General features: G+C 34.8%; 25 protein-coding genes. 10 read left to right on the top strand and 15 right to left on the bottom strand.

Annotation, left to right across the window (positions count from 1 at the left end):
- Positions 1–3: 3 nt before the first annotated feature.
- The 4 genes from EL260_RS24165 to EL260_RS24150 form a co-directional block, all read right to left on the bottom strand.
- Entirely contained in the window at positions 4–492 is a 489-nt protein-coding gene (locus EL260_RS24165) for a hypothetical protein (protein WP_123858042.1), read from the bottom strand.
- Positions 493–577: 85 nt separating this feature from the next.
- Positions 578–1,804 carry a 3-phosphoshikimate 1-carboxyvinyltransferase gene (locus tag EL260_RS24160; RefSeq protein WP_123858040.1) on the bottom strand — a complete coding sequence of 409 codons (1,227 nt, stop codon included), beginning with the start codon at positions 1,802–1,804 and terminating at the stop codon, positions 578–580.
- 75 nt (positions 1,805–1,879) lie between these two features.
- Positions 1,880–2,206 (bottom strand): nucleotide pyrophosphohydrolase, encoded by a 327-nt coding sequence (locus EL260_RS24155; RefSeq protein WP_076510699.1) that lies wholly within the window; start codon positions 2,204–2,206, stop codon positions 1,880–1,882.
- Positions 2,206–3,615 (bottom strand): hypothetical protein, encoded by a 1,410-nt coding sequence (locus tag EL260_RS24150; RefSeq protein ID WP_123858038.1) that lies wholly within the window; start codon positions 3,613–3,615, stop codon positions 2,206–2,208. Before EL260_RS24150 ends, EL260_RS24155 begins: the two co-directional genes overlap by 1 nt.
- Before the next feature lie 183 nt (positions 3,616–3,798).
- On the opposite strand from EL260_RS24150, the gene EL260_RS24145 reads away from it, so the two are divergent.
- Both EL260_RS24145 and EL260_RS24140 read left to right on the top strand, forming a co-directional pair.
- Positions 3,799–4,050 carry a type B 50S ribosomal protein L31 gene (locus EL260_RS24145; RefSeq protein ID WP_027375398.1) on the top strand — a complete coding sequence of 84 codons (252 nt, stop codon included), beginning with the start codon at positions 3,799–3,801 and terminating at the stop codon, positions 4,048–4,050.
- A gap of 242 nt (positions 4,051–4,292) precedes the next feature.
- Complete coding sequence (locus tag EL260_RS24140; RefSeq protein WP_123858036.1) at positions 4,293–5,453, top strand: putative sugar nucleotidyl transferase; 1,161 nt, start codon at positions 4,293–4,295, stop codon at positions 5,451–5,453.
- Positions 5,454–5,495: 42 nt separating this feature from the next.
- Here the strand turns inward: EL260_RS24140 and EL260_RS24135 are convergent, their stop codons facing one another.
- The 6 genes from EL260_RS24135 to EL260_RS24110 form a co-directional block, all read right to left on the bottom strand.
- Positions 5,496–6,641, bottom strand: coding sequence for a hypothetical protein (locus EL260_RS24135; protein WP_123858034.1), 1,146 nt, complete (start codon positions 6,639–6,641; stop codon positions 5,496–5,498).
- A gap of 131 nt (positions 6,642–6,772) precedes the next feature.
- On the bottom strand, positions 6,773–7,237 hold the full coding sequence (locus EL260_RS24130; protein WP_123858032.1) for a DUF6705 family protein: 465 nt from the start codon (positions 7,235–7,237) through the stop codon (positions 6,773–6,775).
- A 137-nt stretch (positions 7,238–7,374) separates the two neighbouring features.
- Positions 7,375–7,803, bottom strand: coding sequence for a hypothetical protein (locus EL260_RS24125; protein ID WP_123858031.1), 429 nt, complete (start codon positions 7,801–7,803; stop codon positions 7,375–7,377).
- A gap of 37 nt (positions 7,804–7,840) precedes the next feature.
- Positions 7,841–8,425 carry a DUF6705 family protein gene (locus tag EL260_RS24120; RefSeq protein ID WP_123858029.1) on the bottom strand — a complete coding sequence of 195 codons (585 nt, stop codon included), beginning with the start codon at positions 8,423–8,425 and terminating at the stop codon, positions 7,841–7,843.
- A gap of 19 nt (positions 8,426–8,444) precedes the next feature.
- Positions 8,445–8,693, bottom strand: coding sequence for a hypothetical protein (locus tag EL260_RS24115; protein WP_123858027.1), 249 nt, complete (start codon positions 8,691–8,693; stop codon positions 8,445–8,447).
- Between the two features lie 32 nt (positions 8,694–8,725).
- The gene (locus EL260_RS24110) at positions 8,726–9,793 is read right to left on the bottom strand and encodes a hypothetical protein (protein WP_123858025.1); all 1,068 of its coding nucleotides are present in this window, start codon (positions 9,791–9,793) and stop codon (positions 8,726–8,728) included.
- 264 nt (positions 9,794–10,057) lie between these two features.
- Between EL260_RS24110 and EL260_RS24105 the strand changes: the two genes are divergently transcribed.
- The 8 genes from EL260_RS24105 (at position 10,058) to EL260_RS24075 (ending at position 17,608) form a co-directional block, all read left to right on the top strand.
- Positions 10,058–10,567, top strand: coding sequence for an RNA polymerase sigma factor (locus EL260_RS24105; protein ID WP_123858023.1), 510 nt, complete (start codon positions 10,058–10,060; stop codon positions 10,565–10,567).
- Positions 10,542–11,210 carry a hypothetical protein gene (locus EL260_RS24100; RefSeq protein ID WP_185145929.1) on the top strand — a complete coding sequence of 223 codons (669 nt, stop codon included), beginning with the start codon at positions 10,542–10,544 and terminating at the stop codon, positions 11,208–11,210. Before EL260_RS24105 ends, EL260_RS24100 begins: the two co-directional genes overlap by 26 nt.
- A 46-nt stretch (positions 11,211–11,256) precedes the next feature.
- Positions 11,257–12,537 carry a DUF4252 domain-containing protein gene (locus tag EL260_RS24095; protein WP_123858021.1) on the top strand — a complete coding sequence of 427 codons (1,281 nt, stop codon included), beginning with the start codon at positions 11,257–11,259 and terminating at the stop codon, positions 12,535–12,537.
- 10 nt (positions 12,538–12,547) lie between these two features.
- Positions 12,548–13,048 carry a DUF4252 domain-containing protein gene (locus tag EL260_RS24090; RefSeq protein ID WP_123858019.1) on the top strand — a complete coding sequence of 167 codons (501 nt, stop codon included), beginning with the start codon at positions 12,548–12,550 and terminating at the stop codon, positions 13,046–13,048.
- Positions 13,049–13,073: 25 nt separating this feature from the next.
- Positions 13,074–13,607 carry a hypothetical protein gene (locus EL260_RS24085; RefSeq protein WP_228445594.1) on the top strand — a complete coding sequence of 178 codons (534 nt, stop codon included), beginning with the start codon at positions 13,074–13,076 and terminating at the stop codon, positions 13,605–13,607.
- Positions 13,600–13,779, top strand: coding sequence for a hypothetical protein (locus tag EL260_RS26080; protein WP_228445592.1), 180 nt, complete (start codon positions 13,600–13,602; stop codon positions 13,777–13,779). The genes EL260_RS24085 and EL260_RS26080 overlap by 8 nt, the downstream gene beginning before the upstream one ends.
- A 189-nt stretch (positions 13,780–13,968) precedes the next feature.
- A complete protein-coding gene (gene guaB / locus EL260_RS24080) occupies positions 13,969–15,429 on the top strand; it encodes an IMP dehydrogenase (protein WP_123858017.1) in 1,461 nt (486 codons plus the stop codon).
- A 307-nt stretch (positions 15,430–15,736) separates the two neighbouring features.
- Complete coding sequence (locus EL260_RS24075; protein ID WP_123858015.1) at positions 15,737–17,608, top strand: zinc-dependent metalloprotease; 1,872 nt, start codon at positions 15,737–15,739, stop codon at positions 17,606–17,608.
- A 55-nt stretch (positions 17,609–17,663) separates the two neighbouring features.
- On the opposite strand, the gene EL260_RS24070 is transcribed toward EL260_RS24075, so the two are convergent.
- The 5 genes from EL260_RS24070 to EL260_RS24050 form a co-directional block, all read right to left on the bottom strand.
- Entirely contained in the window at positions 17,664–17,861 is a 198-nt protein-coding gene (locus EL260_RS24070) for a KTSC domain-containing protein (protein ID WP_123858013.1), read from the bottom strand.
- 95 nt (positions 17,862–17,956) lie between these two features.
- A complete protein-coding gene (locus tag EL260_RS24065; RefSeq protein WP_123858011.1) occupies positions 17,957–18,643 on the bottom strand; it encodes a T9SS type A sorting domain-containing protein in 687 nt (228 codons plus the stop codon).
- Between the two features lie 5 nt (positions 18,644–18,648).
- A complete protein-coding gene (locus tag EL260_RS24060) occupies positions 18,649–19,242 on the bottom strand; it encodes a phage tail protein (protein ID WP_123858008.1) in 594 nt (197 codons plus the stop codon).
- Between the two features lie 106 nt (positions 19,243–19,348).
- Positions 19,349–21,226 (bottom strand): AAA family ATPase, encoded by a 1,878-nt coding sequence (locus EL260_RS24055; RefSeq protein ID WP_198418056.1) that lies wholly within the window; start codon positions 21,224–21,226, stop codon positions 19,349–19,351.
- Positions 21,226–22,296 (bottom strand): DUF4407 domain-containing protein, encoded by a 1,071-nt coding sequence (locus tag EL260_RS24050; RefSeq protein ID WP_123858007.1) that lies wholly within the window; start codon positions 22,294–22,296, stop codon positions 21,226–21,228. The genes EL260_RS24055 and EL260_RS24050 overlap by 1 nt, the downstream gene beginning before the upstream one ends.
- Positions 22,297–22,668 lie beyond the last annotated feature (372 nt).

Genomic DNA, 22,668 nt, shown 5'->3' with positions numbered 1-22,668 from the left:
AAATTATAATCCGGTATCCTCTTTTACGATTAGCTTAGATTCGTCCAAGCTGCTTAGGTTGCCCTTTATTGATTTGTATATTCCAGTAATATCGGTTTCTTTCCCTTTGGCATCAGTTACAGTAACTCCAGTGGAATAGGATGCGTCTTCTGCATAGTAAGATTTATATACCTGATATTGATAGCCATTATGAGAAAATGACACATAATGAAGTTCCATTCCGGAATTCTGTTTCCCTCCGCCTCTCATATAAGACCTGTAGCTGAATTGTTTCCAGCTATCCTTGGTTTTTGTTGACGGGAACTCCATTTCTACTTTATTTTTGTTTCCGAAACGATATTGGATGTATTCATCTTTTTTATCCTTTACCAATGCCATTTTCTTCCCATTTTTTGTTTCAAAAGAATAGATGATTTCTTCATTGGGTAAAAGATATTGTGCCCAAATTGACAACGGAAGTGCCAAGGCAAATAAGATCAGTAATTTTTTCATGATTGGGTGTAGTTTATAGTTGATGCAGTAATTTGAGAATGCTCAATGATTCATTCTCAAATTACCGTATTTTTAGATTTTCAAATTATTTCGTCATTATATCGGAAAGATCTTCCCAGAACATCGGATAAGATTTTTCCACAACCTCTTCATCTTCAATAGTAAGCTCTCCAATGAGACAGTAAGGCGCAAAGCTCATAGCCATTCTATGATCTTGGTATGTTTTAATTGAAATATGTGCTTCAGGCTCTCCGAAACTTACAGACTCAATGGTTAAATCGGTAATTTTTGTTTCAGTGCCGAGCTTTTTCAGTTCATTATATAGAGCCTGCAATCTATCAGTTTCTTTGACTCTTAATGTTCCTAATCCTGAAATTTCAAAAGGAATTTTCAGTGCCGCAGCCGTTACACAAAGGGTTTGTGCAATGTCCGGGCAGTTGTTCATATCCAGAACAATTTTTTCAGGGAAAGTAAAATCAGGCTGAGGTTCTAAAGTCAGTTTGTGCTCCGCTTCAGAATAGGTTGTTTTAATTCCGAAGAAATCCTCATAGATTTTTGCAATGGCAGAATCTCCTTGTGTAGATTCTTTGTAAAAACTTTTTAAATGAATAGTTTCTCTTCCCAATGCACAGATCGAGTAGAAGTAGGAGGCCGAACTCCAGTCACTTTCCACTTCATAACTTTTGAGAGAAGCTTCATCATTTGGAGTGAAGGGTTCTACCTTAATCGTATTTCCTTCAAAACTGTTTGTAATTCCGAATCTTGTAAGAATATCAAGGGTCATTTCAATATAAGACCTTGAAGTCACTTCACCCACAAGGTGAATCTCCAATCCGTTTTCAAGTTTTCCTGCAATAAGTAGCAGGGAAGTAATAAACTGGCTGGAAATATTAGCCGGAACATTTACAGAAGTCTGTGTAATCTTTTTTCCTGTAATTTTTAAAGGCGGAAAACCTTCGTTTTCCATATATTCAATTTCAGCACCAAGATCTTTCAAGGCACTTACCAGATTTTTAATAGGTCTTTCCTTCATTCTTCCGGAACCGGTAAGAATCGTGGTTTTTCCTTCCTGAATAGAGTAGTAGGACGTAAGAAAACGCATGGCTGTTCCTGCATGGTGAATGTCCACTACTTCTTTAACTTCAGACAAGGCCTTTTTCAGCAATTGGGTATCCTGAGAATTGGATAAATTCCCGATTTTTATATTACTAAACAGGCTTTCCAGAATCAATAAACGATTCGAAATACTTTTCGAACCGCTGATCTGTACTGTTTTATTTCCTATTAATGTTGATTTTTCTAGCTTCTTCATTATTTCTTCATATTTCAATCCTGGTCACATACTTTAAATACCTTCCTATATATCAGAAGTATGTGACCAGGAATCTTATTTTAATTTTTCATTATTCTGATGCCGTTCCTTATCGCGGTCAGTTTTGATCTTCATTTTTTTATCAAAAGCATCTTGCAGATTAACTCCGGTTTGGTTAGCCAGGCATAATGTTACAAAAAGCACATCAGCCAGTTCTTCTCCGAGGTCTTTACTTTTATCACTTTCCTTTTCGCTCTGCTCACCATATCTTCTGGCGATAATTCTTGCTACTTCACCTACTTCCTCCGTCAGCATAGCCATATTGGTCAGTTCATTAAAATATCTTACGCCGATGGTTTTAATCCATTCGTCAACCTGTTGTTGTAATTGAGTGATTTCCATTATTGATAAGCTCCGATAGTAGGATTAGTGGTTCTTGGTTCGTTTACGATATCAAAAGGTACGGTTCCTGCTATGGTGGTATTTCCTTTGCCTTTGGCCGGAGAAGTTGTTTTAACTCTCAGATTCATTTTTGCAGCGAAATAATTCATAAACTGCGGATCTGTATTTTTGATGCTCTGTATCACATTCACATTATTGTCGAAGGTAAAACCTGCTTCAGATGTACTGGAGTATTTTAAGAGACAGTTTTGAATTAAATATTCAAATTGTTGCCCTGGTGTTTGTTCAAACTGTACAGCGTTATCCCTGTCAGAATATACAATACTGTTATATAAATTAAATTGCTGCAAGGCTCCCTGTTCTGTTTGCCCAGCATCATTTTTCCATTCATTCGTTGCAAAGATTCCTTTTCTGTCAAACGTTCCCATCGATTTAGAATAGTTGGCAATCGTAGCATGAGTATAGTTGTGTTTTCCACCCTTGAAGATACCAATACATGATAAACCACAATTATTCATCACTAAATTGCTGGCAGTAACGGTAGAGTTTACGGCATACATTCCATATTCAAAGAAAGTATGAATGAAGGAATTGGAGATATTAGCCGTTGTCTGCTTCATTTCTAAGCCTCTGGTTCCACCAAATAGCCTTGCATGGTTCATATTAAGAATAGAATTAGGTTCCATTTTAATAGAGTTCCAGTTTTTAGAAATGGTATCATAATAAGGATCATTTCTGTCTCCACGAAGGACGATCTGTTTATCCAGGGTTCCGTTGATATTTAAAACAGCATTTGAGGAAACCTTCATTCCGCTGTTTTTATGAAAATATACCTTTGTACCTGGATCTATATCCAATGTTACATTCTTATCCAGAGTAAGATCACCGTAGATGATTTTCGCTTTATTATTGGTCCATGTTGTAGAACTTGTAATCACATTAGGGTTGGTTGGAGTCTGAATAAAGAATTCTGCATCCTGAACCACGGAGAACAAAGTAACATGCTGTTGCCCTGTAGGTCCGGTAAAAATTACTTTGTCTTCGGCAATAGCTTCAGGTCCTGTTGCCTGAGGGGCAATTTCTACATATATATATAGGCTGTCCTTTTTTCTTAAAGGAACATCTTTAAAATCATATCCTGGTTTTCCATCCACATTAATTCTGTATAATGAGGTAGCTCCCTTCTCAAGATTGACTCTTGGAATCAGAACATCTTTATCTTCATTATTATATACTTTTACAACATAGGTTTCTGAACGTACCTGATGATAAACTGTATCACAAAACACAGTATCCCTTGAAAACCTTAGCTGTTGTGAAGGAGCATCAAAGGTAATATCATCCTTATTACATGATACCGCTACCAGGAGCATCCAGAAAGAAAAAGCCAGTAATAATTTGAATTTCATTGAAATTAAAGTTTAAGTAAGTTCCAAATTTAACGAAAATACTTTGAATTTCTTATCAAGAAAAAAATATTGAATTCAGTATTTGGATATTAGAAAAAAAGTTGTACTTTTGCAACCTAAAATTAGCAGAGAAATATCCATTACTATTTCGAAAGCAAACTTTAATTTTTTAAAAATAGCATTATGAAAAACGGAATCCACCCAGAAAATTATAGACTTGTTGTTTTCAAAGATATGAGTAACGACGAGGTGTTTCTTTGCAAATCTACTGCAGAAACAAAAGACACTATCGAGTTCGAAGGACAAGAGTATCCTCTAATCAAAATGGAGATCTCTTCAACTTCTCACCCTTTCTACACTGGTAAAGTGAAATTAGTTGACACTGCAGGTAGAGTTGATAAGTTCATGAACAAATACAAAAAATTCGCTAAGTAATTTTTGTATTCTCAAAATATTAAAGCCTTTCAATTTTTTGAAAGGCTTTTTTGTATCCAAAACTTACGTTTTTGAAAAAAACACAGTCAGCTAAACATTTAATCTTCCATTCCTGTCTATCATCTATCCGTCTATTATCTTTTCTCTTCTATATCAACTTCTCTCATCTTTTTGTATTTTTGTTTCTAGGCAGTATAAGGATCTGCTTTAGCCTTTGCCTTTTAACCTTTAACTTCTAAAAAATGCAATTAGTATTTTCAGACGCGCAATATTGGGAAGATTTTCTTCCGCTTACCTTTACCCGACCGGTTGCAGCCATGCGATGCGGAATCCTTACCTTCTCTGAAAGATGGCAGAGAATCCTGGACAATACAGAGGTTTCTTATTTTACAGAAATGTATCTTCAGGATAAATTTAAAACTCCGGAAGAAAAGGAAAGTCTTTTCATCGTTCCGAACTTTATCCCTACAACATCTGTAATCCAGCAGATCAAAGACCTTAAGCTGGGAGAAGCTTTGGTATATGAAGATGAATTGGTAGCCGCGAAGATCAATATGAAAGGATTTTCTCTGAATCAAATCGAAAAAATGACAGATATCAAAGAAGAGCTTATTTTCTTTAAAAAACCAACCGATCTGTTTACTTATAATCATCATGCGATTGATTTTGATTTTGATCTGCTTACGAACGGAAGAACATCACAGGAATTATCTTCTACCAACGGGTTTTTAGGAGATAAAAAAGATTTGTTCATTGAAGAAGGTGCTCAAATTGAGTTTTCCACATTAAATACCAAAACTGGAAAGATCTATATTGGTAAGAATGCTGAAGTAATGGAAGGTTGCAATCTTCGTGGTCCTATAACTCTTGGGGATGATTCCAAATTCAATTTAGGATCAAAAATTTATGGAGCTACTACCATTGGTCCGCACTGTAAAGTAGGAGGCGAGGTGAATAATATCGTCATCTTCGGATATACGAGTAAAGGACATGAAGGATTTGTAGGAAATTCTGTAATAGGAGAATGGTGTAACTTTGGAGCAGATACCAATTCTTCCAATCTTAAAAATAACTATAGCCATGTTAAGCTATGGAACTATAGAACCAAAGCGTTTGAAGATACCGGCTTACAGTTTGCAGGTCTGATTGTGGGAGACCATTCGAAAACAGCAATCAACACGCAGTTGAATACCGGAACTGTTATTGGGGTTGCCTCTAATATTTTCAAACCAGGTTTTCCACCGAATCTTGTGGAAAACTTTTCATGGGGCGGCTTAAAAGATGATGAAAGATTCAGGTTAGATAAAGTTTACGAAGTAGCAGAAAGAGCAATGGCCCGAAGAAAAGTAGCTTTAACAGAAGAAGATAAGGCTATTTTGAAGCATGTTTTTGAGACGTATTAAAAATGTAAAACCCCTTCAGAATTTCTGAGGGGGGTTATTTTATTAGTAATATTCGATTTTTCTGACCCATTTATATAAATCTTTTCCATTTATATTTTTAATAATTTCTGTCCAGTTTTTTTGCTTATCAAACTTATATTTGAAAATAATTACCGTTGGTTCTGTTTTTTTATCACTGTCATCTAGATGAAATATTTTAGCTATATAGTTATCTTTATATTCAAATCGGATATCATACCAAATAGTATTATTGTAGTGTGTCGTTCTTCTTTCTAATTTTTGATCTTTGGTATAAGCATAAGTGATAGACATAGTTTTTTCATAATTACCATCTTTTTCTTCGGTGATTATTTTACCGTTTCCAAGTATAGTATAATAATGGTACTTTCCATCTCTAATTTCAGTTCTCTGTATTAGATTTCCGGATTTATCATATTCGTATTTCATATGCTTGTTTAAAAATATTTTTTTGTTTTCATAATCAAGTTTATGGTCGAAAGATTTTGATTCAATTACCCTATATTGATTATCATAAATTTTTACACAATTTAGTTTCTTATGATAAATAGAATCTTTAACCTCAGTATAAGAACGCTCACCTACCTTTTTCCAAATATCATTTGTTATTGTAAAAATACTGTCTGTTCTTGTTAGAGTGTCAAATTTAGTTACGTACAGAGGCTTGAAGATTTCAAGATTGCTTATGTATTTTTCCATAGGCTTATCCTTAATTTTGTAGTAAGTTTCTTTAAAGTTTGGAGTTTCATTTTTTCCATTATAAAAGTAATGAAAAGATGATTCTGAGTATTTGTTTTTTCTTTTTTCTTCAATTAACCTATTAAAACTATCAAATGTATAATCATAATCATCAACAATTTCTCCTGATTTGTAATACCATGTTTCTTTCGTTATATTCCGGTCTTTATCATAATAAGTTTCATTATTTATATATCGGCAGAAATCTGTTTCAAACCATGTTCCTCGCATTCTGCTTCTTAGGTTTTTGGGAGTCATGATTACAGCATGACCATATTCACTATCATTACTCAAAAAAGTATATGGTCTTGACTCATTTAGAAAAAGGACATATTCTTTTACGAATTTTGGTTTCCCTAAAATTGAATCTTTTATAACTTGAGAGTTAAAACAAGCAGATAAAAAAATTAAGATAAATAGTATTTGTTTCATATTTCATCATTTGAAAAAGCCTCAGAAGAGGCTCTATTTATTGTTTTGTAAAGATCAGATCCTTTGTTTCGGGAAGGTAAATATTAAGATCTGTCCCTGGAGGACACTTGCTGCTGTCAAGAACAATATCATTATGACAGCTGTGTGGGATTTATTTTTGTTAATATAATTTTTCCCCAACCTACACCACAATTAGTACCTCCATAATATAATAAAAGTTTATTTCCATTATCCTCAACCCACATGCTATAAATGGAGTGTATTAATTGTTGCTCTGGTAAATTCATACCCTGAGTATTTTGAACTACTTGATCTGAAGAATTTTTAATAATATATTTAATAGATAATACATCTTTATAATATTTGTATTGACTACCATCAAAAAGTTTATGAATAATTTTATTAACGAATAACGTTATTTTATTATTCTGATAAGAAGCTTCATAAGTACCAATGAAAGAGTTTAGTTCATTATTAGTATCTTTTAAGTAGGAGTAATTGGGAATTTCTGTATAATCAGTCATTAAAGGATATTCTTGTTGTGCTTTACAAGAAAACACAACAAATATTCCTAGTATTTTAAATAAATTACTCACTATTGTTTTGTGAAAATCAAATCTTTTGTTTCAGGTAGATAAATGTTAATATCTGTTCCGGGTGAACATCTTTTGCTGTCAAGAATAATATCATCTGGACGATATTCCCAGGAAATTTGTGTTGCATTGAGTTTTTTTTAATAAATATCGCCCCATCCTACTCTGCAATTTGTGCCACTATAAATAAATCTCACAGAATTCTGTGATTTTATTTTAGAACTATAAATGTAGATTTTAGAATTATTATTGTTTTTTGTGTCTTGCAAAATAGTTCCTGTTGAATTTTTAACAATATATTTCACGACTAAAGCATCCCTATAAAATTTTTGATTACCATAATTCAATAATTTATCCTCTTCTTTTGTAATAAATAAGGTAATCTCATTGTCCTGGAAATTAGCTTTATAAACACCAATATACGGCGTTAATTCGTTGTTCAAATCTTTCACATGAGCATTTTGAGGGATATTTAACAATCCCGTATTTAATGGTAGAATTTGCGCCTTATAAGATAAAAAACTTATAAAAAAGCTAAAAAGAACGATGCTTCTAGTTATTGCTTTCATATATCATCTTCGCAAAAAGCCTCCGAAGAGGCTCTATTTATTGTTTTGTAAAAATCAAATCCTTTGTTTCGGGAAGGTAAATATTAAGATCTGTTCCTGGAGGACACTTGCTGCTGTCAAGAACAATATCATTGGGTTTATATTGCCATGATAGCTGTGTGGAATTTATTATTTTTAAATAAATATTACCCCATCCAACTCCACAATTAGTACCACCATAATAAAAAATTACTGCATTTTGTGAAGGTCTAGTCTTAGTGCTATATATAGTAAAACGAAGTTGATTTGCTGGTAAATTCATATTCTGCGTATCTTGAAGAACTACTCCAGAAGAATTTTTCACAATATAGTTTATTGATAAAACATCCTGATAATACTTTTTTACATTTAAGTCAAAAAATTTATGATTTTGCAAACTAATCAATAAAGTAATTTCATTACCACCAAAATTTGCTTTATAAGTTCCAATATATGGGGGAAGCTCATTATTTAAGTCTTTTAAATACGAATTATCGGATAGCTTCATATAAGAAGAGTTTAGTGGATATTCTTGAGCTTTACAAGGCAAAAAGCTTATAAAAAGACTAAAAAGTATTGTTGTTTTGATATTTATTGTTTTCATATTTTATTATTTGATTTTATTATGAACAATCTGTTGAAGTTGGCTGATTGCTGCTATCTAGGTTAATATTTTTTACAGAATCTTTTACGGAATCATTACTTTCAATTCTTTGTAGATTAACTTTTCCTGCTAATCCCATATTCTTTAATGTTTCAAAAAAAAGTTTTTCCACACCTAAATTATTAATTGAACCATCACCATTCATATAAGTCATTCCATTTTTTGATTCATCGGTTAAATCACTTTCTGTATCTTTATAAATTTTCACATATGCATCTAAATCACTTTGTGAAAAAGTTTTTAATGCATCATTATAACCTCCATTAAACCAAGCACATAATGCATGCCATTGGGGGCAACCATCCCCATAAATGCATTAGTTGGAACTCCATAGTTTCCTTGTGCTAAAGCAAACTGTAAAAGCTGGTCTATATCCGGAGGAGATAACATAGGTATTCCTGTGGGAGTGTGATTATGATACCCACCTGCATAACCTGTTTTATCTCCAAAGTTTACACTATGATCTCCACCGGGTATCTCACTGGATGGAGTTCCGTCTGCTTTAATTTTATAGCCATTTTCTCCTCCTTTTGTAGATTTTGCTTTTAAAGCATCTATTGCAGGTTTTGTTTTAGTATTATTTATAAGACTTTTTGTCTTATCACAAGGCTCTACGTAAGATGATCCGGTTCCTCCTGGACCGCCACCACCACCAGGGTTTACATCTGGTTTGATACAGTTATTCAGTCCCGTACAGCCACTTTTGGGACCAGTGCCTTTTGGACCACCTTTGGGTGGGGTAATATCAATATTCCCAATATCACAGGCATCATCAGAATCAAAACCACAGCCACCTCCTTTATTGTTCAAACTGTTTTTCAGATTCTGTTTCAGATAAGCCATACTGAATATCTTTAACACTTCATCATAGTAATCGTTTCCGGAATCCAGCTTTCTGAATTCCACTTCAGTCTCTTCATTCCTCAGAATGCCAGCCATTAATCCGCTTACCTGTCCATTCTTTACCATCAGATAAATAATCCAGCGTTCATCATCTTCCAAAAGCATACTCTGGGAATGCAGCCTGAATTCTACATATTCTTCATCACTTTTACCCGGATTTCCCGATTTTATGACAGAAGTTCTTGTATAATGCGTTTTATGAATCCCATCATAGTTTTCCATAAGGGTTTTGAAACCTTTGGCATAATCTATAGGTTCATCATTAAAAGAGGTAAATACCTGAAATTTGTTGGAGTAATATTGTTCTTCTTTAGCAGAAAGATAGTCTTCACCGGTTCTACAAGATTGTAAAGACAGGGCTAAAGCAAACAGCAGCATAAGCCGCGGTGCTAAATTTTTCTTCATAGACATTTGTTTTTTAATTCGTTAAATATAAATATTTTTTATTACATCACAATGTGGAGATTTTTATAATATCATTTTTTTTCTACACTATTGTTTAATACATTAATACCAGCGAAAAAATAGGGTCAATAAATGATTTAGTAATGACTTTATCACATGTAGTGATTCTATCAAAAATAAAAACATCAAAATTTTCAAAGTTTTTTTATTTTTGATGTAATAGATTGTAACGACTGGTTGTCTTACCTATAAGAAACAAAACTCATGACCCAAGAAACTTTCAAGAATACGGTGTTTATTCTCAAAGACGAGATGTATCGTTTTGCGAAGCGATTCGTCATGAGTAGTGATGAGGCAGAAGATGTAGTACAGGATATCATGATAAAACTCTGGCAGAAACGGGAAGAACTGGGGCAATTTGGAAACTTAAAATCCTATGCGCTAAAGTCTGTCCGGAACGAATGCCTGAACCGTCTGAAGCATCACGATGTGAAGATAGGCTTTGCGGATATGCAGCTTCATCGGTCCGAGCTTTACAGTATGGAAGTTGATAACCTTAAGGAACATATTGTAGGATTTATCAATCAGCTCCCGGAAAAACAGAAGCTGGTGATCCACTTGAAAGATGTAGAAGAGTACGAAGTTTCCGAAATTTCTGAAATGCTGGAAATGGAAGAAAATGCAGTAAGGGTAAACCTTATGCGGGCAAGACAAAAAGTAAAAGAACAAATCTCACAACTGATGAGCTATGAAAAAAGATCAATTACAAGATAAATACGACGAAATCTTCCGGGATATAAAGGAAGAAAAAATGGAATGGAGTTTTGATGATTTCCTTCAGCAGGCAGAAAATAAAACTTCTGAAGAAAACACAACCCCTATTATTCCATTAGAAGAAAAGAAGAAGCCCTCATTCCCCAAATGGTTCTGGATGGCTGCCAGTGTAATGTTGGTCTTTGGGATCGGATTTTTCCTTAAAAATAATTCAGGAACAGGAGTTCATGACAAGGAAAGTCTGGTGAAAAACGAAGTGTTAAAGCAAAAGTCCGGGTTTATTGAAGAAAATAATAATCACCAGGAACAAGTAGCAGTAAATCATACTGATTCTATTTCAGGAGCCAAAAAAGATTCCATCTTTCAGGATAATCATGTGGCAGAAAAAGATGTTATGGATGAAATCTTACCGAAAAGAGGAAGACTTAAAAAGGAAAGAAGACCAAGATATGCAGATAATTCTGCTTTTAAAAATAAGGCTAAAGATTCTACAGGCTATGAAAATTCTTACGTTATTGTAAACGGGAAAAGAATTGACAATGTAGAAGAAGCGATTAATGTAACAAAATACTCATTCCAGATATTTGCAAATAACGTTAGTGAAAAATTGGCACAGCCTACGGTGGTAGATGATGATTATTAATCAGAATAACAGTTGCCATCATTAACTTAAAAAATAAAATTGACTCATGAAAAAACTATTCATAATATTCGCCCTCGCTTTTTCCCATTTCTTTAATGTATATGGACAAAAAGATAAATTTGACCAACTCTTTGATAAATATCAGGAAGTAGAGGGAGTAACCTCTATTAAGATTGCCAAACCGATGTTCGGCATGCTTAGCAGTCTTAATATTGATGATTCCCAGCTGGATCAGATAAAACCGTTATTGTCAAAAATTAACGGGCTCAAGATTCTTATTACGGAAAATCCAGAGAAAGGAAATACTGCGGAAGGGCGTAAAGTTCAGAGTAACATGTCCCAATTGAGTAAAGATATTTCTTCTTATCTAAAGAATCTGAACTACAACGAAATCATGTCAGTGAATAATGCTGGAGCTAAAGTGAAATTTTTATCCGCAGAAGCTAAAAATGGTATTCTGGATGATCTGTTACTAAGTATTGACGGCGGAAGTGGGGAAAGTATTTTTGTCATGCTTGACGGAAAGCTTTCTATGGACGATGTAAGCAAGATCATTAACTCCAGTGAAACCAAAAAGAATCCAATTTCCAATACAAGAAATAATCTTACTTCAGGTAATAATTCGTCTTATCTTAACGGAGAAGCCAGAAACGTTGGCGATTTTTCAGGAATTCAGGTCAGCACCGGTGTCAATGTAATTTTTAAACAGGAAACACCAACCAGTGTAAAAGTGATTGCAGATGCAGATAAATTAGAATACATTATTACCAAGGTGGAGAATGGTACTTTAAAAATTTATATTGATAATAAAGGAGTAAGAAATCTGAGATTTAAAAACTTAAGTGTCAATGTGTCTTCTCCAAAAATGGACAATATTGATGTGTCATCCGGTTCTAATCTTACTGTTGTAAACTCTATTCAGGAGAAAAATATGAAGATTGATGCTTCATCCGGAGCTAATATTACCGGTGATTTTAAAATCTCAAATGCAGCAAGTATTTCAGTATCGTCAGGGTCCAATATCAGAGCAGGAATTACTGCCGGAAATATTGGGATTAAAAGTTCAAGCGGCTCTAATATGAGTCTGAGTGGAAAAGCAGATTCCGGAACGATAGATATTAGCAGTGGGGCATTATGTAAAGCAGATGATTTGAAATTTACTTATCTTGAAACGGAAGCTACTTCCGGAGGGAATGTTACCGTAAACGTATCGGATAAATTAAAAGTAAGAGCATCTTCAGGAGGATCTGTGAGATATAAAGGAAGACCGGAAATAGAGTCCAACATCAGTAAGACATCAGGGGGATTACTAAGACCAATGGATTAAAATGATTACCATGAAAACGCTCAAAACTATTTTCTTCTCACTTTTGGTAATCGGTACCCTTCAATCCTGTATGGTTTCTGAAAAACCTAATATGGATTTCTTTTCAGATTCCAGATATGATTTTAAAGATGCTAAGTTTACAAGTTTTAATGTACCGTTACTTTTGGCTAAGCCTTATATTAAGAAGGCTTTAAGAGAAGACGGAGAAAGTGAAGAACTTATTAGTCTTATTAAAAAGGTTTCTAAAATAAAGGTTCTTACGGTTGAAAATGGCAGCAAAGAAATGTTGAATGATTATACCAAATTTTTGAATAATAATCGTTATGAAGACTGGGCTACCATAAAACATAATGGCGAAAATGTTAATCTGCGTGTAAAGCAAAAAGGAGAGGCCATTAAAAATATGCTGATCACAGTGAATTCAGATAAAGAACTGGTTTTTGTAGATGTAAAAGGAGATTTTACTCCTGATGATATTTCAAAAATGATTAATGCTGTTTCAGATAAATAATTGATTTCACTTCAAAAATCTTTCTATGGAAAAGCTCATTAAAGAAGTTCGTATGTTAAAAATATATGCAGCTTCGCTTACTGTAGTTTGTGTATTACTTTTTATACTGGCATTTAAAGCCAATCCTTCTGTAGAACGTTTTAAAGAAATAGATGTAGAACGCATCAATATCGTTGAAAAAGATGGAACTTTAAAGATGGTCATCAGTAATAAAGAACGTCAGCATCCGGGAATGGTGAATCATAAAAATATGAATCAGAGAGAAAGGGATGCAGGGTTGATTTTCTTTAATTCATTAGGAGATGAATGTGGGGGACTCGTATATGATGCTGATGAAAAAGGATCAGGAATGGTATATTCAATAGATCAGAGAAATACAGATCAGATCATGCAGCTCCAGTATCTTGAAGAAACCGGAAAAGATAAAAAAAGAGTGTACGGCCTAAAACTTTGGGATCGTCCGGATGATTTCCCTTTGGAAGCTATTATTAAGTTTGAGGATTCCCTGAAAAAGCTCAATGATCCTGTTGCCAGTAAAAAAAGCATACGCAATGCTTAGAGAACAAGGCAGGTTAACCAATGAACGATTTTTTGCAGGGAAAACAGCAAACGGAGATGTTGGAGTTTTTATCCGTGATACCAAAGGAAAAGTAAGGTTAAAATTATATGTAGATAAAAATAATCAGACCCATATTGAGAATCTGGATGAGAATGGGAATCTTGTAAAATAATTGTTATTGATCAAAATATTGATCCCAGACAAGTAGTTTCAGACATACTAAATTTATTTTGTGAAGGAAAACCGTTCTTAAAAAGGGCGGTTTTTCGATTTAACTTATTGATTATTAATTTTTATTTAAACTATTAAAAATGATTTTCATATGTCAGTAAAATAACCTAATTTTGCAAAGAAAGTAAAGATGTCTATTCATAACAAAATTGTAGAGACAGCCATCACTTTCGATGACGTTCTTCTAGTCCCTTCTTATTCAGAAGTTTTACCTAACCAGGTTTCATTAAAATCAAGACTTACCGACAAAATCACGCTGAATGTTCCGATAGTTTCCGCTGCAATGGACACTGTTACTGAAGGTGATTTAGCAATTGCCCTGGCAAGAGTTGGAGGCTTAGGCTTTATCCACAAAAACATGACGATTGCCGAGCAGGCAGCACAGGTAAACCGTGTAAAACGTTCCGAAAACGGAATGATCTCAGATCCGGTTACCCTTTCAAAAGACCACACTTTAGGACAGGCTAAGGAGATGATGGCTCAGTTCAAAATCTCAGGGCTTCCTGTTGTGGATGCTGATAATGTTCTTATCGGAATTATTACCAACAGAGATGTAAAATATCAGGAAGATCTTGATATGAAAGTGGAGGAGATCATGACCAAAGAAAACCTGATCACTTCAGACAAAGATACCAACCTTGAAAAAGCAAAAGAAATTCTTCTTAGAAGTAGAGTTGAAAAATTGCCTATCGTAGATAAGGATAATAAGCTTGTAGGTTTAATTACGATTAAAGATATCGATAATCAACTTGAATATCCCAATGCCAACAAAGACCAAAACGGTCGTCTTATTGTGGGGGCTGGAGTTGGAGTTGGAGAAGATACTTTAGACAGAATTGAAGCTTTAGTACAGGCTGGAGTGGATATTATTGCAATTGATTCTGCTCACGGACATTCTAAAGGTGTTTTAGATAAAATTTCTGAGATCAGAAAGGCCTATCCAAACTTAGATATCGTAGGAGGAAATATTGTAACCGCTGAAGCGGCTGCAGATCTAATCAAAGCAGGAGCTAACGTTCTTAAAGTAGGGGTTGGCCCAGGTTCTATCTGTACAACAAGAGTGGTTGCCGGAGTTGGAGTTCCTCAGTTATCCGCTATTTACAATGTATACGAATATGCTAAATCTCAAAACGTAACAGTAATTGCTGACGGTGGAATCAAGCTTTCAGGAGATATTGTAAAAGCTATTGCAAGTGGAGCAGGAGCAGTAATGCTAGGTTCTCTTTTAGCTGGTACTGACGAGGCACCGGGAGACGAAATTATTTTCCAGGGAAGAAAATTCAAGTCTTACCAAGGAATGGGAAGTCTTTCTGCAATGAAGAGAGGTGGAAAAGAAAGATATTTCCAGAGTGAAGCTAAGAAATTCGTTCCTGAAGGAATTGAAGGAAGAGTTCCGCACAAAGGGAAATTAGAAGATGTGATCTTCCAGTTAACCGGAGGCTTAAGAGCAGGTATGGGATATTGTGGTGCTAAAGATATTGAGACTTTACAGAAAGATTCCAAATTGGTAATGATTACAGGAAGCGGATTGAAGGAGTCACATCCGCACGATGTGATTATCACTCAGGAAGCTCCAAACTATTCTTTATAAAGAATTTTAATCATAGAAACAGAAGCCGCACATTTGTGCGGCTTTTTTTATATTCAGATTCCTGAGTTTATCTTTTAAAGGATTTTTAAATTTCTAATCAAAGTAAGTAATTTATTTAATTAGTGCTAAATAAGCTTTGATTCTTTTTGGAAATAAATATTTAAAATTATGTAACAAAAATATATGTTTTCCGACTAACTATTGTGATTTTAAAAATATGTTTGTTTTTTATGTGTAGAAAATGAATATAACTGATTACAATGTGATTGAAATCTAAAATTTAAAAACCTATTTAAAAATTATAGAAATGAAGAAAACTTTCCTTTATGGAGCAGCATTATTTTCGCTTTCGTTAACAGCTCAGCAGCACCAACGAATTTGTGGATTTGAAGAAACTTTAAAACAACAGGACAGGTTGGCTCCTGGTTTAAGACAAGCCTTTGATAAGATTGTAAAGAAAATTGAAAATGAAAGAATAGCAAATCCTACTTCTGGAGTTAACAAAACGGTAAATGGAGTTTATGAAATTCCAGTGGTAGTTCATGTTATTGAGGGAGATAATTCACAATTTAAAAGAACAGATGTTGAGATTCAAGCATGGCTAGACAGAGCTAATCAAATGTATGCGGGAACTTATGCATGGCCTGCTGGGAGTGTACCTCCAGATTTTGGTACTTCAGCTGTTTTTCCCATTAAATTGGTTCTTGCAAAGAGATCTCCAAACTGTACTGCAACAACAGGTATCGTAAGATATAGCGGAAGTTCTCTGCCTAATTATAATACATCAGGTATGGCTTACCAGACAAATTCAGGGGCTACACGAAATGCGATTAAGGCATTGGCTCCCCATTGGTCAGAAAGTTCTTATTTTAATATTTATGTAATCACTCAATTTGATGGGGATCCAACGCCTAATGCCGGGTTAATGGGATTTGCAGCGTTCCCTAATAATTCTGATGCAAACTACGAATCGTTTATGAAAGCAGGCGTTGTAACGAATGCTGATGATACAACGTTTGCACACGAATTTGGACATGCAATGGGATTATATCATACATTCGAGGGTGGTCAATACGATGCTGCTCCAGGAGCAGCAAATTACTGTCCTCCTACTACGGCGGCAGGTTGTGCAGAAGATAATGATATGGTATGTGATACAGAAAGATCAGGAAGTGGTTACTTGGCATGGCCGGTTCCTACCAACTCTCAATTGAATACATGTACAAATGCCAATTACCAAGGAGTTCAGTATAATATGATGAATTACTCTAATTCTACTGCTCAAAAATTCACTGCAGGACAAGGGCAGAGAATTGAGGATCTATTTATGTTAATTAGAAGCAGTTTAACAACTTCTAAAGGAGCTACAGCCCTTCCGGCAACATCTGTTTCAAATACACCTATTGCTGCAATATGTAACCCTACAGGAGTAGATAACCCTAGTGGGAATAACTCATACCTTGCTGGACCTACCTCTGTGAAGTTGGGGCAGATTAATAATTCATCTGCGGCTTCTTGGGGTGGAGATCCTAGATTTTATATAGATTATACAGCTAGCGGATGCCTTACGAATTCTTATACACCATTGGTAGTAGGGCAGCAGCAATCAATAGAAGTTGGATTTTTACAGGGAATTGATGAAAATCAATCAATAAGAGTATGGATTGACTATAATAACAATGGAAATTTTGAAGCAAATGAATTGGTGGCTTCAGGTGATAATGTTTTAGCAAATGCCCAAGGTTATGGAACTTTTACAGCTAACTTTACTCCTCCGGCAAATGCAACAATGGATACGCCTCTTCGTATGAGAGTTTTAGCTGATGCATTTGGACCATTTACTGCTTGTGGACAATTAGGTGTTGGACAAATAGAAGATTATTCTGTGAGATTGGTGCAAAACCTTGCAACAAACGAAGTAAAAACAGCAGATAAGGGTGACCTGGTTGTTTATCCTAATCCGGTTGCTACTGGAGATAAGATTTTCATTAAAGCCAAAAATGGAAAGAATCTTAAAGTTTCAATTTCTGATATGGCTGGAAGATTAGTTGCTAGCCCCGCTGTTTCTGAAGAAGGAAATGGGGTTTATAAAGTAAACCAACAACTTGAAAAAGGAGTTTATATGATTCAGGTTTCTAATGGAAAAGACAGTAAAGCGTCTAAACTGATTATTAAATAATTTTAGCAAATTAATTAAATAAATAAAAATGTCCCCATGTAAATGGGGGCATTTTTTATTTTAATTTTTTATAACTGAATCTACGTTTGATAACCGAATTCAAAAATTTCCCCTTGGATGATGCCTTACCAAAGTCTTCAGCAATATGGGAAGGAACCTTAAAATAATCATACACCGCTCCGGACTGATAGAAAATTCTTATTATTTCAGTTTCCGGAAAATAGATAAAATGATTGATAACACTGGATGGCATATTCTATTTCCAGCAAAAAATATTCCCTAAAAATGAAACAAAAAGGCTTCCGGAAATTTCGAAAGCCATTATTAATTTTAGTAAGAAATACTATTTTATTTTTTCACGAATTTAAATTCGTGAGACTGGAATCCCCGTGTCGTAATTTTTAATACATAAACCCCTGAACTAAGTTGTGAAACATCAACGTTAGAATCAAACATTTCAGATTTTACAAGACGTCCGTCAATATTGTAAATCTGAACCATCTGCCCATCATTAATTCCTGAAATACGGATAAAGTCAGAAACCGGATTAGGGAAAATTTGGATCTTGTTTTTTACCATTTCCAGTGTTCCTAGTGTAGGCCCTTGTATATCTCCAGTCATTACAGAATTATTAGGAGTAAGGTTTCCTCCACATAGAGAAGTAGTGATTACCGTATTTTCAATCCATGTTCCTACATTATTGCCAGGGGGGATAGGAAGAGAATTATTACCTGCAGAATTATAATAAATTAAATAAGGTGTGGTAAAAGTTCCGTTCCCTTCATCACCAAGGAATTCCCATCTCGTAAGCGCATTGTTCCATTGAATTTTAAATTCACAGTTTCCCAATCCACCACAAGGTTGCTGATCATTAATAGGGGTTGTCATATAGATGTTTTTGTTAAATGCATCTACTCCTGTTTTGTTGAAAATGAAATTCTGATCGTCAAACAGATTATGACACCCATTAAAGGTAATCGTCTGGGCTGAAGCTGAGCTTGAAAATACCAGACATAATAAGTAAAGGTATTTCATGATAGTTAATTGTGTGAAGGAAAAATACCGTTGAGTGCAATAATGCATTTTAATGTGAGAAATGGCTGCCTGTTTTCGTGAGCCTGATTGCCTCCTGTATTGTTTAGCATTGTGCTTTTCATCGTAGTATCTGTTGTTGTATCTGAATATTCTTTATCCAGTATCTTCGTGTTGGCAGGAAGACTTCCTGTGGGAATATTTTGATTTCCTTCAGCTGTTACAGCATTTACAGTATGGTTGTGAGCCGGCATTTGTGCAACAGTTAGGGTTACACTTTCCACGCCTCCGGTTTGCCCAATAGTATAATTTGTAGGTCCTCCGGGAGCCTGTCCGTTATGAACAAGTACTCTTCCTCTCATATCAGGCAATGCGAAGGTTGTAATTCCATCTCCTCCGTAAGTAGTTCCCAGGAGAGAAAAAAGAGCTTGGTTTTGCGCAATTGACATCGTTTGTCCATTGCATTCGGCCCATCCATTCGGGGCAAAATTATAGGGTACAAATGCAATTTGTCCTAGAAAAGGTTCTGATCCTTGAGCTTTTAATGCAGGGGAAAATACACCGCAGATAAGCAGTATCCATGTGAAAAGTAAATTTTTCATGATAATTGATTTTTACTAGTATAAATTTAAAAAGAAAAACCCTTTCAGATTGAACTAAAAGGGTTGAATTTATTAATGGATTTTGCTATTTCTATAGATATTTTCTCTAGGAATTCAGTAAATCATGATAATTGATAATGTGCAAATGTCCTTCTTCTTTGATACTGACCTCTAATTGATGTTTGCTTGCTATATCATAAATTTCTTTTGGAGACATGCTTCCTTTTTTACTAAGGATTATACTCATATTTTTAAGGAGATCAAGATGTAAGATCAGGTCTTCTCTTGTTTTTTGTACTAATTCCTGCATCAGTGTTTCTATTCTTTCATCAGTGATATGCTGCTGCATACGGTGAGGATAAGCTTCAAGATTATATGCCGCCTGATACTTTTCCTCAAAACCATATTTTCTGATAAAATCAATGGCAAGGCTTGTTGCCTGGTCTCTGTCATGACTTCTGCCGATGCTTGCATGCTGGTTTCCGAAGATAATTTCTTCGGCAATTCCTCCAGCAAGATAGATTTTGATTTTGTTCAGAAGACTTTCTTTTGTGTCATGGATCTGGTGTGGAAAAGTAAAACCTGCTGCATAACTGCTTGCTACCTTACTTTTAAGCTGTAACGGGGCAAAACCTGTATATAGCATATAAGTAACGGCATGTCCGCATTCATGAACACTGATATTGGCCACAGCATCCTGTTGGTTGGCTTGTCTTATGCTGTCGATTCTTCCCATATAAGGAATTTCAATAGTTCTGATACCAACCTTTGCGGTAATCATCTTTTTATCCTGAAGATAATCAATTTCAATATTTTTATCTTCATGGATAATGGCTTCAAAGAGAAATTTACTGAGATTAGTATCCAGAATATCCACTACACTGCTGAATACAGGACGTACTCCCTGAACCGGAAAAACTCCGTTTCTGTAGATCAGTTCATTGATGGCTTTATTTATTTTTAAAGACACTCCGAACTTCGTTTTTGTTTTATGTTTCAGATTATTGATTTCCCGTTGAATCAGGTTATGAAAGTCCTCGGTTTTTAATGAAAAATAGATTAGGTGAATATTCCCAAATCTGGCTACCTGTTCAGGGCGGAATTTTCTAGCTAATGCATTTTTTATGTCAACCATAGTTATTTTTTTGGTGAATGCATGGTAAATATTGGCATCCACATCTGCTTCACTGGTCTCTTTTGACATCTGAAAAGCTTCATCCAGGTTTCCACTGATAATAATAAGCATTTTGCTGTAATCCACAGGCTCATAGATCTTCTTTTCTTTCTGTTTTTTGCGGATCAGTTTAATCATGTCTTCCTCTTTCATATCAATGATACTCATGACATCATCATCCATGCTGAGGTATTTTTTTAACTCCTTTGCATCCCACAGGTTCAGATACGGATTTTCATCCAGTTCTGTTTCTCCGCTCAGCTTTCGTCTGTCATTTTCTTTTTTGCGGAATAGATAGGAGAATAAGTAATGTTCAAGATCTTCCTTCTCTCTTTTACTTAAACGTCCATCACTTAAAAGTTCCCAGAAATCCGTGAACTTCGTTTGTGGAACCGGAATGCCATCCGGATCTATAGTATTGAAACGCTGGATCTCATCAAAAAGAGCGATGCTTGGCTTTTCATCACTTAGTCCATTACTTTGTAAGATATCTGAAACACTTTTGCTCCAGGATGTTTCATCCGTATTGCTTAATTCAATTTCCACAAAACGATTTTGAAAATCAAGAAAACGGACCATCTTTCTCACCAGGTCTGTTTTTCCTACTCCGGTCATTCCCCATAAATTGATTACCACGGGGCGGGTTAGGATTTCAGGCATCAGATACCAGATCTGAATATATTCCATGATATCATCGATGATTTTATCTATACCGATAAATTCTTTTTTCAGATAAGCTTTACAATCGTCCAGCTTTTTCTTTTTCTTCCGGATTTCTTCTTTATCAATAATCATGGATGAAAAATACATTATTTTTTTAGATTATCCTTGAAATCCTCAACTCTGAAATCGGTTAGAGCATTTCCCTTTTCAATTTTTTCCTTAGAATAGAGTCTGAAATCGTTTTCTGTTTTTTCTAAAAGATAATCGTAAGGTCCTACATGAGAGATCAGTTTTACCAGAACCGGAGAAATTTCAAGACAAATGAAAAGTCCCATGATAAAGGTGGCTGCCAATCCTATGATTGCAGAATTTTTACCTAATTCATCCAAAGCCTGAAGTCGGGCTGCAAACCCATTAAATTTATCTTCAAAGGTTTCTGTAGACTTTCTTTCAGTTTCAAGGTTGGTATATACTTTTGATATTTCTTTATCCAGATACTCCAGTCTAGGCGCTACCTGTTTCTGATAATTTTCAAGATCCTGTCTGCGTTGCTCCTTCAATTGCTGTTTACGTTTGGCATTAGGTCCATATCCTTCCTTTCCACTGGTTAAACCAGACTCTTTTCCCAGAATTTCTTTTTCAAGTTCTACAGATGCAGAATCGTATGATTGTTGATATAAAGCCGCTTTTTCCGCGATCTGTTTTTTCTCCGTTTCAAAAGGACCACTTTGCTGAAGAATTCTTCCGGTCATTTCACCCTGAAGTTGTTTTTTATTTCTTTGAATAATTGTGTTCAATTGTTTATTTACCTCCTTTTCAAAAATTTTAAGCTCTAAAGGTTTTGAAATAATAATCCCCAGGAATGTGGCGAGGATTAAACGGGGGATAGACATCAGAATCTGATTCCACCATGTTCCGGTTTTTTTGATGGAAGAAACAATATATCGGTCAAGGTTAAAAATCATTAATCCCCACAGAATTCCAAATCCTATGGATGTCCATAGATCATCAAATACTGTATACATGGCATATCCAGCAGATAAAGTAGCAAATACTGCTGTGAAAAGTACAACTCCCCCAATACCGGAAAACTTATTCCATTCACTTGGGGTCTTTCTTAAAATATGGATGTTCCCGCCGGAACACACCATCAGAAACTTCTGGAACCAATTTATTGTATGATTCGGTTGATTTATAGTTTGTTGGTTTGTTTTCATCTTAGAAAATTTATACAAATGTAGTATTAAAAATCATACCAATGTAAAAGATAGTATTATGTTTTACCAAGTAATTTAATCTTTGACCTTCTATAACTTACTAAAATTGTGTTTTAATTATTTAAAAATGATTAGTTTGAATTCCCTATGCTAAAATTTGTACTGAAAATCTCAGGACCAGGGATGTTTAGATAATGTTTATCTGACTGGTATTTTACCTAATTACGAATGAGGAAGAACTAAAAGGATTTATTGTATGTAGATAATATACAGGAATTATTACTTGTTCCCAAGACTTATGGTTTGATAATAAGAATCCGGTTGGAGGATTTTTTAAGTAGGATGAAGAATGTTTTTACCTTTATGTTGCAA

The sequence above is a fragment of the Chryseobacterium nakagawai genome (genome assembly GCF_900637665.1).
GTDB classification, from domain to species: Bacteria; Bacteroidota; Bacteroidia; order Flavobacteriales; family Weeksellaceae; genus Chryseobacterium; species Chryseobacterium nakagawai.
Note: the sequence above shows the minus strand (reverse complement) of the source record. Positions and strands in the feature narration are given on the sequence as shown.